This window comes from Acinetobacter cumulans, from assembly GCF_003024525.3.
Classification (GTDB): Bacteria; Pseudomonadota; Gammaproteobacteria; order Pseudomonadales; family Moraxellaceae; genus Acinetobacter; species Acinetobacter cumulans.
Window position 1 is genome coordinate 1 of the sequence record NZ_CP035934.2, and the last position, 13,820, is coordinate 13,820.

At 39.5% G+C, this 13,820-nt stretch carries 10 protein-coding genes and 1 pseudogene; 9 read left to right on the forward strand and 2 right to left on the reverse strand.

What is annotated here, in order from left to right; translation table 11 throughout:
* From dnaA to C9E88_RS00025, 5 genes are all read left to right on the forward strand, one after another.
* Window positions 1–1,380, forward strand: coding sequence for a chromosomal replication initiator protein DnaA (gene dnaA, locus C9E88_RS00005; protein WP_106986186.1), 1,380 nt, complete (start codon window positions 1–3; stop codon window positions 1,378–1,380).
* Between the two features lie 112 nt (window positions 1,381–1,492).
* Window positions 1,493–2,641: a DNA polymerase III subunit beta gene (gene dnaN / locus C9E88_RS00010; protein ID WP_106986187.1), complete on the forward strand. Its 1,149-nt coding sequence runs from the start codon at window positions 1,493–1,495 to the stop codon at window positions 2,639–2,641.
* 24 nt (window positions 2,642–2,665) lie between these two features.
* A complete protein-coding gene (gene recF / locus C9E88_RS00015) occupies window positions 2,666–3,748 on the forward strand; it encodes a DNA replication/repair protein RecF (protein ID WP_106986188.1) in 1,083 nt (360 codons plus the stop codon).
* Window positions 3,749–3,796: 48 nt separating this feature from the next.
* Window positions 3,797–6,265 (forward strand): DNA topoisomerase (ATP-hydrolyzing) subunit B, encoded by a 2,469-nt coding sequence (gene gyrB, locus C9E88_RS00020; RefSeq protein ID WP_106986189.1) that lies wholly within the window; start codon window positions 3,797–3,799, stop codon window positions 6,263–6,265.
* 167 nt (window positions 6,266–6,432) lie between these two features.
* The gene (locus tag C9E88_RS00025; RefSeq protein ID WP_106986190.1) at window positions 6,433–6,795 is read left to right on the forward strand and encodes a hypothetical protein; all 363 of its coding nucleotides are present in this window, start codon (window positions 6,433–6,435) and stop codon (window positions 6,793–6,795) included.
* A gap of 431 nt (window positions 6,796–7,226) precedes the next feature.
* Here C9E88_RS00025 and C9E88_RS00030 read toward each other — a convergent pair whose 3' ends face one another.
* Window positions 7,227–9,164 (reverse strand): ATP-binding cassette domain-containing protein, encoded by a 1,938-nt coding sequence (locus tag C9E88_RS00030; protein ID WP_106986191.1) that lies wholly within the window; start codon window positions 9,162–9,164, stop codon window positions 7,227–7,229.
* A gap of 232 nt (window positions 9,165–9,396) precedes the next feature.
* Between C9E88_RS00030 and C9E88_RS00035 the strand changes: the two are divergent.
* The 4 genes and pseudogenes from C9E88_RS00035 to erpA all read left to right on the forward strand — a co-directional run bounded on the left by C9E88_RS00035 (window position 9,397) and on the right by erpA (window position 13,361).
* A pseudogene (locus tag C9E88_RS00035) lies at window positions 9,397–10,405 on the forward strand (putative solute-binding protein).
* Between the two features lie 249 nt (window positions 10,406–10,654).
* Entirely contained in the window at window positions 10,655–11,665 is a 1,011-nt protein-coding gene (locus C9E88_RS00040; RefSeq protein ID WP_106986192.1) for a putative solute-binding protein, read from the forward strand.
* A 224-nt stretch (window positions 11,666–11,889) separates the two neighbouring features.
* Window positions 11,890–12,903, forward strand: coding sequence for a putative solute-binding protein (locus C9E88_RS00045; protein WP_106986193.1), 1,014 nt, complete (start codon window positions 11,890–11,892; stop codon window positions 12,901–12,903).
* A gap of 122 nt (window positions 12,904–13,025) precedes the next feature.
* The gene (gene erpA / locus C9E88_RS00050) at window positions 13,026–13,361 is read left to right on the forward strand and encodes an iron-sulfur cluster insertion protein ErpA (protein WP_106986194.1); all 336 of its coding nucleotides are present in this window, start codon (window positions 13,026–13,028) and stop codon (window positions 13,359–13,361) included.
* A gap of 58 nt (window positions 13,362–13,419) precedes the next feature.
* On the opposite strand, the gene C9E88_RS00055 is transcribed toward erpA, so the two are convergent.
* Window positions 13,420–13,803 (reverse strand): hypothetical protein, encoded by a 384-nt coding sequence (locus C9E88_RS00055; RefSeq protein WP_162368850.1) that lies wholly within the window; start codon window positions 13,801–13,803, stop codon window positions 13,420–13,422.
* Window positions 13,804–13,820 lie beyond the last annotated feature (17 nt).

Genomic DNA, 13,820 nt, shown 5'->3' on the forward strand with positions numbered 1-13,820 from the left:
ATGCTTTGGACAGACTGCTTAAATCGCTTGCGACAAGAGCTTTCGGGAAATGTCTTTACGATGTGGATCCGTCCGTTGGTGGCTGAAGAGTCAGAAGACTCATTGCGCTTATATGCGCCCAATCCGTATTGGACGCGTTATATTCAAGAACATCATCTTGAGCTCATTACTATTTTAGCGGAGCAGTTGTCTGAAGGTCGGGTACGTAAAGTTGAAATTCAAGTCGATTCTCGTCCTGGGGCTATTTTATCTGCCAGTGAGCAACCTGCGACAACAACAGCAGCTTTAACACCTAGTCCTGCACCGATTGCGAAACCTAAAAAAGAACGTGAAGACAGTAGTGCAAAACAGATTCGTAAGCGTCAATTAAACCCTTTATTTAGTTTCTCTTTATTTGTCGAAGGTCGTTCGAACCAAATGGCAGCAGAAACTTGTCGTAAAGTGTTAACGCAATTGGGTGAATCTCAGCACAATCCATTATTTTTATATGGCCCGACGGGTTTGGGTAAAACACACTTAATGCAAGCTGTGGGTAATGCCCTATTACAAGCAAAACCGAATGCGCGGGTCATGTACATGACAGCTGAAAGTTTTGTGCAAGATTTTGTGAGCTCATTACAACAAGGCAAAGTTGAAGAGTTTAAAAAGAATTGTCGTTCATTGGATTTACTGTTGGTCGATGATATTCATTTGCTTGCAGGTAAAGAAGCCAGTTTGGTGGAATTCTTTTACACCTTTAATGCGTTATTGGATGAGTCGAAACAAATTATTCTAACGTCGGATCGTTATCCTAAAGAGCTTACTGAACTCGATCCACGTTTAGTTTCACGTTTTTCTTGGGGCTTGTCTGTGGGTGTGGAACCTCCAGATATTGAAACTCGAATTGAAATTTTGTTAAAAAAAGCCGAAAGCAATGATGTGGAATTACCACGAAATTGTGCTTTGTTTATTGCACAACAAGTTGTAGCCAATGTTCGCGAATTGGAAGGCGCTTTAAATAAAGTCGTTGCGATTTCACGTTTTAAAGGGACACCAATTGATTTGGATGTTGTGCGTGAATCCTTAAAAGATGTTTTGGCCATTCGCGCACGAACTATCAGCACTGAAAATATTCAGCGCGTGGTGAGTGAATACTTCCGAATCCCATTAAAAGAGTTAGTTGGTCCAAAACGTACACGTATTTATGCGCGACCTCGTCAGCTTGCAATGGGGCTTGCACGTGAGTTAACAGGGGATAGTTTCCCTGAAATTGGTATGGCTTTTGGTGGGCGTGATCACAGTACTGTGATGCATGCGTGTGAAAAAGTTCAAAGCTTGCGTGAGGAAGATCCAATCTTTAATGAAGACTATAAAAACCTTCTTCGCTTGCTTCAAAGCTAAGGTGTTTTTGGTTAAATTCTATTCTTGCAATGTGGCCTTATCTGCCGCATAGTACACTGCTAAAAAATTAATTTTATTTGTTCTTAATCTTCAGTTTTTAGAGGAATGCATCGTGCGTTTAAAAATCGCGAAAGAAAGCTTACTGAATGTTCTATCACATGTCGTAGGAGCGGTTGAACGTCGCCATACCCTCAACATTTTATCAAACCTAAAAATTCAGGTGACTGAGCAAGCCCTGACCATTACTGGGTCGGATCTTGAAGTTGAACTTGTGGCATCAACCACTTTATCTGAAGGGGCGTGCTTACAAGCAGGTGAAACCACTGTTCCTGCACGTAAGTTGGTGGATATCTGTAAATCTTTGCCATCTGCAGCATTAGTTGATTTACAAATCACAGAAGATCAACGTTGTATTTTAAAGTCTGGAAATAGTCGCTTTGTGTTGGGTACTTTACCTGCAGAAGATTATCCATTGTTGACTACAGAAAATACGCAAGGGACAGAAGTTACAGTTACACAGCGTGAATTAAAACGTTTATTTGAAAAAACCGCATTTGCTATGGCGGTGCAGGATGTTCGTTTTTATTTAACGGGTACATTGTTGGAAATTGATCAAAATCAATTGCGTGCAGTGACGACAGATGGTCACCGTTTAGCATTGTGTGAAACGACTGCTGTTTCTAATGCGTCACAGTTGGTACAAGCGATTGCACCGCGTAAAGCAGTAGGTGAGTTACAACGTTTGTTGAGCGTTGAAGATGAGCAATTGGCTTTGTTAATTGGTCGTGAATTGTTAAATGTGACGATTCGTATCCCAAGCCGCGACAAAGAACAACATGACATTATGGTGCGTTTCACGACCAAATTGATTGATGGTAAATTCCCAGATTATCGCCGTGTGATTCCACGTGGTGGCGACAAAAATGTACGTATTGCACATGATGTATTTAAGCAATCATTGCAACGTGTTGCGATTTTAAGTAACGAAAAACTGCGTGGTGTATTCTTGCATTTTAATGAAGATTCATTGCAATTGCGTGCGAATAACCCAGAGCAAGACGAAGCTGTTGAAGACTTAGCGATTCAATATTCAGATGCATCGATGGAAATGTCGTTCAATGCACAGTATTTGTTGGATGTATTGAGTGTGCTGGATGGTGATGATGTATTGATGACCATGACTGAGGCGAATCAGTCGGTATTGGTACAAGATCCACTACATCAAGATCAAACTTATGTTGTGATGCCAATGCGCGTTTAATTGATTTTTTAGACGTCCATTTATATGCATATTACGCGTTTACATATCGAACGTGTACGGAACTTAAAAACGGTTGCACTCTCAGGATTGCAGCCGTTTAATGTCTTTTATGGCCAAAATGGCTCGGGTAAAACCTCTGTTTTAGAAGCCATTCATTTGTTGGCAACAGGGCGTTCTTTTCGCACGCATATCCCCAAAAACTATATTCAAAATGCCTGTGCTGATGCCATTGTTTTTGCACAATCTGATACTGATAAAATTGGTATGCAAAAAATGCAAAGCGGTGAGCAACTGATTAAGGTGAATGGGGATCTGGTTGCAACTCAAGGTCAGTTGGCCAAAATCTTACCTCTACAACTGATTGACCCACAAAGTAGCGATATTATTGACCACGGTGCTAAGCCAAGACGACAAATGTTGGATTGGATGATGTTCCACGTGGAACCCGAATTTTATCCTGCTTGGCAATACTATTCACGAGCACTCAAACAGCGTAATAGTTTGCTCAAAGCACAGCGTCATTTAAGCCTCAGTGATTTAGAGCCGTGGAACCAAATGCTGAGTGATTATGGCGAAATTTTGCATCGCCAGCGTCAGGCTGTTGTGGAGCTGTGGAAGGGATATTTACAACAGGATTTAGCGCAGCTCTTGCCTGATCTGGAAATTTGCATGGAATACAGTGCGGGCTTTCATAGTGAAACTGGATTGTTAAATGATTTGACCAATGCGCACTATAAAGATCTAGAAAGACGTTATACCGAGCATGGTCCGCATCGTGCAGATTTACGTTTAAAAACCCCGATGGGGGATGCTGATGTGGTGCTGTCGAGAGGGCAAAAAAAGCTCCTGATCATGGCTTTAAAACTGTCACAGATTGCAATGCTACATGCGTGTAATAAGGAAACTGTGGTATTATTAGATGATCTTACAGCAGAATTAGATTTAACCGCACAACAACGTTTAATTGAGCGATTAAGCCAACTTGGTAGCCAGGTTTTTATTACCACTTTAGATTGTGACGCAGTGCAACAGCACATGCATGATTTGTCTATTTCTTATCAATTATTCAATGTTAAAGACGGTAGCGTTCAGCTTGCTGTGCAATGACGATTTACCCATTTTTTGGATAGACCTATTTTTCACTAGGGAGAAACCATGAGTTCAGAAGAGCAATCTGTCTCTAATACAGAACAAACCAATGAAAAAGCTTATGATTCCTCTAGTATCAAAGTATTGCGTGGCCTAGATGCTGTTCGTAAACGTCCAGGCATGTATATTGGTGATACTGATGATGGCACAGGCTTGCATCACATGGTGTTTGAGGTCGTCGATAACTCTATCGATGAAGCTTTAGCGGGCTATTGTGATGAAATTCAAGTGACTATTCATGAAGATGAATCGGTTAGTGTATCGGATAACGGCCGTGGTATTCCAACCGATATTCACCCTGAAGAAGGTGTTTCAGCTGCAGAAGTTATTTTAACCATTCTGCATGCGGGCGGTAAGTTTGACGATAATAGCTATAAAGTTTCTGGTGGTTTGCACGGTGTTGGTGTTTCGGTTGTAAACGCTTTATCTGAAAAACTGCTACTTAATATTAGCCGTGCGGGTAAAACCTACGAACAAGAATATCACCATGGTGATCCTGTTTATAAGCTACGTGAAACAGGCGTAACAGATGCTTCAGGCACAACTGTACGTTTTTATCCGAGTGCAGAAACGTTTAGCCAAACGATTTTTAATGTCGATATTTTGGCTCGTCGTTTACGTGAATTGTCTTTCTTGAATGCAGGTGTGCGCATTGTTTTACGTGATGAGCGTATTAACTTAGAACATGTGTATGACTACGAAGGTGGCTTGTCTGAGTTTGTTAAATATATTAACCAAGGCAAAACGCATTTAAATGAAATCTTCCATTTCACCACCCAAGCAGAAAACGGCATTGGTGTTGAGGTTGCATTGCAATGGAATGATACCTACCAAGAAAATGTACGTTGTTTTACTAATAATATTCCACAAAAAGATGGTGGTACACATTTAGCAGGTTTCCGTGCGGCATTAACGCGTGGCTTAAATAGCTACATGGAAAGCGAAAGCTTACTCAAAAAAGAGAAAGTTGCAGTTTCTGGTGATGATGCACGTGAAGGCTTGACGGCGATTGTTTCGGTTAAAGTTCCAGATCCAAAATTCTCTTCACAAACCAAAGAAAAATTGGTGTCGAGTGAAGTGAAAACTGCGGTTGAGCAGGCCATGAATAAATCGTTCTCTGAATATCTTTTAGAGAATCCTCAAGCAGCAAAAGCCATTGCAGGCAAAATCATTGATGCTGCCCGTGCACGTGATGCTGCGCGTAAAGCACGTGAAATGACGCGTCGTAAGAGTGCGCTTGATATTGCAGGCCTTCCTGGTAAATTGGCAGATTGCCAAGAGAAAGATCCTGCACTTTCAGAATTGTACTTGGTCGAAGGTGACTCTGCAGGCGGTTCTGCAAAGCAAGGCCGTAACCGTAAGATGCAAGCAATTTTGCCATTGAAAGGTAAAATCCTTAACGTGGAACGTGCACGCTTTGACAAGATGATTTCATCGGCTGAAGTGGGTACGTTAATCACAGCGTTGGGCTGTGGTATTGGCCGTGAAGAATACAATCCTGATAAATTGCGTTATCACAAAATCATCATCATGACCGATGCTGATGTCGATGGTTCGCATATTCGTACTTTGTTGCTGACCTTCTTCTTCCGTCAAATGCCTGAGCTTGTGGAACGTGGTCATATCTATATTGCGCAGCCACCGCTGTATAAGTTGAAAAAAGGTAAGCAAGAACAGTACATCAAAGATAATGATGCGCTTGAAACTTATTTAATTTCAAATGCGATTGATGAGCTCGAACTTCACGTGAGTGCAGAAGCGCCAGCCATTCGTGGTGAAGCTTTAGCTGGTGTGATTGCGGATTATCAAACATCACAAAAAAGCTTGCACCGTTTAACTGTGCGTTATCCAGCAAGCTTGTTAGATGCTTTGATTGCTGTGGAAGGCTTTAAGCTAGATCAAACTATTGATCGTGCTTATGTGGAGCAATGGGGCGAGAAAATTTGTGCTGCAGTTGCACAGAAACAGCCAAGCTTGCGTCCAGAGTTAACGCTTGAGGTGTTTGAAAAAGAGCTGGCAGATGGTCAAAAAGTTGAAAGCTATTTGCCTCGTATCACGATTTATATTCATAACTTACCGCACCCTTATTTATTAGATGCAGGTCTGTTGGGTTCTGGTGAATACGCTCGATTATTGAAGAACTCTCGTAGTTGGTTCACGCTGTTGGAAGAAGGTGCATACTTGCAAAAAGGCGATCGTAAAATTACGGTAAGTACTTTCCATCAAGTATGGCAACACATTTTGCAAGACTCGCGTCGTGGCATGATGATCCAACGCTATAAAGGTTTGGGTGAGATGAATGCGGAGCAACTCTGGGAAACTACGATGGACCCAGAAAACCGCAACATGCTACAAGTGACTGTGCAAGATGCAATTGAAGCAGACCGTATGTTCTCTTGCTTAATGGGTGATGATGTAGAGCCTCGTCGTGCCTTTATTGAAGAAAATGCTTTAAACGCAGATATTGACGCTTAATATTCAAGTAAAGAAGTTAAAAAAAGCACCCAATATGGGTGCTTTTTTTATGCTAAATTAATCTAAATTTGTATAAAATATAATCATCTTGATTTTATCAAACTGACGCATTGCTATGTCATGATGTTCTTAAAATGAACGCAATGCTGTAAAAATGAGAGGTTGATATGATGGATAATCAGTTAGAACACATACGTGATATTTGGGTAAATGCTTTTTTTATAGGCAATTATGAGGTGCTTTTGCAGTATGAGGATGAGCATTTTAAAGTTGTTTATGAGCAAGACGGGCGTACTGAAAGCAACTTCACACGCTACGATCGCATTGCACATGCTGTTAAAAATGGTGTGTGGAAACCTAAAAAACCCGATGTCGAATTTGAAGCTTATGAGTTTGATCGTGACCAAACCTCATGTAAAATTTTGATTGGGCTTGCCGAAAACCAGCAACAAATACAAGAATTATGGCAATTTGAAGAGACATGGAAAATAAAAGAATTGCGATTTTTAAAACAGAAAAGAGCAAAATAAAGCCTTAAAATCTATGTTTAGATCATTTTATTAAAAGTAATATGTGTAAAAATTGTGGATATGTATAATAGTTATCCATAGAATTATTATGTGAAAAATAAAAAATATCCACAACATGAGGGTGTTTTGAGTAATTTTTATTGTGATTTATTTTTTGAATTTAAAAGTATGTTCACTTACGAAAAGATTTGAATTTAAAACTCTTTACTTGGCACTTTTTAAATTCAAAAGATTTTTTAAGGATGAATGGGTTTGTGCTTATCTTTGCTTGGTGAATGGATTGAGATGTAATGGGTCAAAAATAGCTGAATGAATTGTCTATATTGAGTCTTTATTTGGGTGAATTTTATTGTTTAGTTGAATTAAAAAACCGCCGTGGAACATTAATTTCACGGCGGTTTATTTGTTTTAGTTAGACTAAACAATAGGTTTTAATTGTCAAAACTACTTTCCAATTCCTCTAATTCCATCATTAATTCAAGCATTTGCTCTTCTGCTTGTTCTAATTTGGCTTTGAGTTCAGTTTGTTCATTCATTAGCTTCAGTAAATCGTCCTTACGGCTAGCATCATATAAGCCGGCATCACCCAGTAAATTTTCAATTTCTGTTAAGCGTGGTTGTAGTTTCGAAATTTGGCTTTCACATTTTTCAATATTTTTACGAATCGGGCGAGTTTGCTCACGTCGTTGTGCAGCTTCTTTACGTTGAGCTTCTTTATCACCTTTAGAGCTAATGACTTTGTTTTGTACTTCCGATTTGATTGGTGTAGCAGGTACATTCGCGGTTTTAAGCATTTCAGCTCGGGCTTGACGTAACCAATCTGCATAAGCACTTAAGTCGCCATCAAATTCACGGCATTTGCCTTGATGCACAAGTAATAGCTCATCACAGACACTGGCAATCAATTGACGTTCATGCGATACCAAGACCACAGCGCCTTCAAAATCAGTCAATGCCATCGTGAGGGCATGACGCATATCTAAATCTAAATGGTTAGTCGGTTCATCGAGAATCAGGACATTTGGACGTTGCCAGACAATCAGTGCTAAGGCTAAGCGTGCACGCTCACCGCCTGAAAAGCTTTCACTTGGCGTGTCCATCCGTTCACCACTAAAGCCAAAACTGCCCAAGAAGGAGCGGAGTGTTGCTTCACTAATGGTTTTTCCTGCAATACGTCCCAGTTGTAACATTGGGCTAGCATTGCCATCTAAGGCATCCATTTGATGTTGGGCAAAATAACCAATATTTAAAAGTTCAGAGGCTTTGCGTTGACCTTTGAGTAAGTTTAGATCGCCCACCAAAGATTTAATGAGCGTTGATTTACCTGCACCATTCATACCCAGTAAACCAATGCGACTATTTGGCGTAATTTGTAACCCAACATTGGTCACAATGAGTTTATCGCCATAGCCAATATCTGCATGTTCTAGTTGCAATAGTGGTGAACTCATTTTAGTGGGTTCACGGAAGCTGAAGGTAAATGGAGTGTCCACATGTGCCGCAGATAGTTCCTGCATGCGTTCTAATTGTTTAATACGGCTTTGTGCTTGTTTTGCTTTGGTGGCTTTGGCTTTAAAACGGTCAATAAACTTTTGTAAATGTGCACGAGCTTCTTGTTGTTTTTCAAAAGCTTGTTGTTGTTGAGCTAGACGTTCACTACGTGTAGTTTCAAAAGTTGAGTAGTTGCCTGTATAGAGCGTTAATTCCTGATTTTCGATATGTAAAATATGATCGGTAATCGCATCTAGAAAATCACGGTCATGTGAGATAAGCACCAAGGTGCCTTCATAGGCTTTTAACCAATCTTCTAGCCATAAAATTGCATCTAAGTCTAAGTGGTTGGTTGGTTCATCAAGTAATAATAGATCTGAACGGCTCATTAACGTACGTGCCAAGTTCAAACGCATACGCCAACCACCAGAAAAGCTTGAAACATTCAATTGTGATTGATGCTCAAAAAAGCCTAAACCAGCCATAAGTTGCGATGCTTTAGATGGTGCAGAATAGCCACTGATTTCATCAAAACGACCATAGAGGTGCGCAAGTTCGTCATTGCCCAATTGTTCTGGATGTTCGAGTTTATGCTGAATATCCCAATACTCTTCGTCGCCAGACAATACAAAGTCGATGGCTTTCATATCTAACGCTTTAATTTCTTGAGCCATGTGTGCCACGGTCCAGATTGCTGGACGGGTTAAAGAACCATTATCAGATTCAATTCCACCCAGTAAGGCTGAAAATAAAGTGGATTTACCCGCACCATTGACACCTGTTAGGCCAATTTTCCAACCTGGGTGAAGTTGCATGGATGCTTTTTGAAATAAAACACGGCCACCGCGACGTATAGAAAGTTGGTCTAACTGAATCATGAAATTAAAAACATAGCAAAAAGATGGCGCTATTCTAAAGGAAGCCTTCCAAAAAACAAAAAAACCGCAAGGCTTTGTAGCGAAAGTTGCAAATAGATGTAAAAAAGGTGCTATTCAACAGATTTCTAGAAAATATGTGAAATCCTCTAGGTTTATTGATAGAAGTTGCTTATATTGTAAAAAAGAAGTTTAAAAAACAAACAAAACACAGCAAAAGAATAGGATGAAGCGCATGCAAAAAGGATTTTTAGCATTGTCTGCCACCACAATTTTAATGTGCTCTATGTCTGCACTGGCAAAGCCCACGGTTTGTGTCTTCGATTTATTAGGTAAATCTGGAGAGTCTTATAAATTGCTGGAGGAGTGGTCGCTTGCCAGTAAAACTTGGGGTACAGATATTCAATTGGTGTCTTATCAAGATGAAGCGAAAGTAGATAGTGACTTTAAAGACGGTAAATGCGATGGTTTTTATATGACCTCCATGCGTGCACGGGCCTATAATAAATTTGCAGGTTCTATTGATGCTTTGGGGGGGAGTGCCAAACAATGGAATTGCTCAAAAAGCCATTAGTTATGTACTTGATAAACGTAATAACCGTCGATTAATTAGTAAAGTGGGTAAAGAGAGCTACGAAGTTGCAGGCATTGGTCAGATCGGCTCAGCTTATATTTTTGTGAAAGATCGCAATATGAATCGGGTTGAGCAAGCCAAGGGTAAAAAATTCGCCATTTTACATTATGATCGCGCACAAAAACGCATGGTTGAACGTATTGGTGCTGTGCCTGTTCTGTCTGATATTTCTAATTTTATTCGTAAATTTAATCAAAACGAAGTGGATATTGTGGCGGCACCTGCCTATGCCTTTAAACCTTTAGAAATTGCGAAAGGCTTAGGGGCACAAGGTGCAATGATTGATTTTCCAGTAGTCAATGTGACTGCAGATTTGATTATTCGTCCTGAAGCTTTTCCAGAAGGTTATGGGCAAAACTCTAGAGCATGCTTTGTGAAGCAACTCCCGAAAAGCTTTGCGATGGTCAAACGTATGGAAGCTGAAATTCCTGCCAAATATAAAGTTGCGCTGAGCAAAGAATCAAGAGATGAATATCAAAAACTTTTACGAGATGAACGTATTCAGTTAACTCAAATGGGAATTTATGATGCCACTATGATGACGGTGCTAAAAAAAGCGCGGTGTACAGTTGAGCGGACTAACTTTGAGTGTTCACTCGGTGGTGAGTAGTCATCATGTATTTTCTTTGTAAAGATTCATGAGCATCTTATAAATTTTGCTTTTCGATAAAAGTGCTAAGTATATTGATTTAAAATATATTTTATTTTTTTGCTGTGATGAAGATCATTAAAATTGGCAAAAGAGACCAAAATGACATGAATTAATTGAGTAAATGCTCTATTTTTTTAAAAATAACTTGCTTAAACTTTGTCATGAATGGATACCCATGAACAAAAAAATCTCAAAAGGATAAATACAATGAAAAAAGCCCTCCTGTCTTTGGCAACTTTCTCTGTGATTGGTTTCGCTAGCACAGCACAAGCAGAAAAAGTAGATATTTGCGTATTCGACTTGCTAGGTAAGTCGGGTGAGTCTTTCCAAATGGCGCAAGAATGGGCGCTAGCGGCGAAAGGCTGGGGCGCAGATATTAATCTGATTGCACGTCAAGATGAAGCAGTTGCAGATAACGACTTTAAAGCTGGAAAATGTGATGGCGTATTTATGACCGCAATGCGTGCGCGTCAATACAATAAATTTGCAGGCTCAATTGATGCACTCGGTGGTGCACCAAGCAATGAAATTGCAAAACGTGCCATTACTTTTGCTTTAGATAAGCGTAATGAAAGCAAAATGATTAGTAACTTAGGTGGTAAGAAGTATGAAGTTGCAGGGATTGCACCTTTAGGCTCAGCATTTATTTTCGTACGTGATAAGAGCATTAACTCAATTGAAAAAGCTGCGGGTAAAAAATTCGCAGTGTTAGGTTATGACGATGCACAAAAAATTATGGTGCAACGTGTAGGCGCTCAAGCGGTAATTTCTGATGTATCTAACTTCGTAGCGAAGTTCAATAATGGTCAGGTTGATATGGTGGGTGCACCTGCTTATGCGTATAAACCTTTGGAAATTTACAAAGGCTTAGGTACGAATGGTGCGATGTTTAACTTCCCAGTACTTCAAGTAACCGCTGACTTTATTATTCGTCCTGATCAATTCTCAGCAGGTTTTGGTCAAAAATCTCGTGATTGGTTCATTCAAAACTTACCAAAAGGTTTTGCAATGATTAACCGTTTAGAGGCGGGAATTCCAGCAAAATACAAAATGAATTTGACTGCAGAAGACAAAACCAAATATCAAAAACTTTTACGTGATGGTCGTATGGATATGACTAAACGTGGCATTTATGATCCTGCGATGATGAGTGTATTGAAAAAAGCACGTTGCTCTGTCGATAAGGCGAATTTTGAATGTTCACTTGGTGGTGAATAATTTGATTTTTAAGAAAAAAGCCTAGTTGTTCTAGGCTTTTTTTTATGCATATTTAAAGGCAGTTTTGCAATTGTATCTGGCCCAAAATTCTTAGATGATGCAGTTAAACAGCGTCAGTCCTATAGATGAATTGGCGAACTTGTCTGGCATGGTTTGGTTGTTTTAAGCCATGCATATAAACACAATAATGAACTGATAAAAACAATGTAACAAGGATGAAAAAAATGCATAAAGTAAAAGCATTAAAAGTGTTAGGCCTCGGTGCAGGTTTAATGTTTGCCATGAATGCAGCTCAAGCTAAACAAGTCATGTGTGTATTTGATTTGGTTGGTAAAAATGGCGATGTATTTACACTCATGAAAGACTATCAATTGGCAGCCAAAAATTGGGGTGCTGATATTGAGCTACGTGTCGGCCAAAATGAAGCGGTAATCGCAGAAGATTTTAAAGCTGGAAAATGTGATGCGATTAGTGTGACAGGTATGCGTGGCCGTCAATTCAATGGATTTACAGGTTCATTAGATGCGATTGGTGCAATTCCAGACTTAAAATTAGCGGTAAAAATCATGCAAGGTTTGGCGAGCCCGACATTTGCCAAAAGCATGGTGAATGGCCGTTATGAGGTCGCTGGGGTTATTCCTGTTGGTGATGCATATTTATTGGTAAATGACCGTAGCATTAATACCGTTGCTAAAGCAGCAGGTAAAAAAATTGCGGTTTTAGACTATGATGAAGCACAAAAAATTATGGTACAGCAAGTTGGTGCACAAGCCGTAAGTGCTGATGTAACAAACTTTGGTGCTAAGTTTAATAATGGTCAGGTTGATATTATTGGTGCACCTGCAGCGGTGTTTAAACCTTTAGAATTATATAAAGGTTTAGGAACTAAAGGCGCGATTGTCAATTATCCAATCTTGCAGGTTACGGGGAATATTATTATTCGCCCAGATAAATTCCCAGAAGGTTATGGGCAAAAGTCACGTGAATGGGTGAAAACACAATTACCACGTGCATTTGGTATTTTGGGTAAAATGAAGTCGGATATTCCAAGTAAATATTGGATGGATGTACCTGCAGCAGATCGTCCTGGTTATCAAAAAATGATGCGTGAAGCGCGTATTGATTTAACCAAACGTGGTGTATATGACAAGCGCATGATGAAGCTATTATGGCAATTCCGCTGTAAAGAAGATGCGAAAAACTTTGAATGTGCATTGCAGGATGAAAACTACAAATAAACCTGATAAATTTACTCTGATTTAACTTTGTTTTGCAAAGTATGACTATAGTTCGAGTATGCTATACTTGAATTATGGTCTTTTTTGATTTAAGACATCCCATTCAATTAGAGGAATCCACCATGAATGCACCTGCACTTGTGTTGACTGACAATGCCGCAAATAAAGTGCGCCAATTGCGTGACAGTGAAGGAAACCAAGACTTAATGCTCCGTGTATATGTTACTGGTGGCGGTTGTTCAGGTTTCTCTTATGGCTTTAACTTTGCAGAAAGCCAAAATGAAGATGATGCAGAATTTTTAAATGGCGACGTAAAAATGTTGGTGGACTCACTCAGCTATCAATATTTAGTTGGCTCAGTGGTTGATTATTTAGAAGGTTTGGAAGGTTCGCGTTTTGTGGTGCAAAACCCAAATGCGACGACAACTTGTGGTTGTGGTTCTTCATTCTCTATCTAAGCCTTTTTTGCATTAAGATTCGCATAAAAAAGCCCTCTTCATGAGGGCTTTTTACTTTTTAATCTTTGGCATCAAATTTGATGGCTTCTAAAAGATCCAGCACAATGGTAGTGACATCTTGACTAAGGTCACGATTGTTAAAAATTTCATAGGCTGTAATTGAAACATCGGTATCACTTGGTAACAGCTTTTGTTCTTCTTCAATCAAATCTTGAATTGGCAATAAGGTTTGTTTGATTTCTAAATGCAAAATATCCTTAAATTCAATATTTTCATCTTCGAGTTCAATCATTTGCTCATTAAAAAATGGCAATAAGATTGAGTGGAGATATGGTTGAATTTCTGTGATATTAAAAATTTCGATATCACGAGTCTGTTCAATTGTGCTGATGTGGTCATTCACTTCAATAAGAATATGGTAGTAACTCACATTGCTCTCCAGTTATATATTCAGGCGGT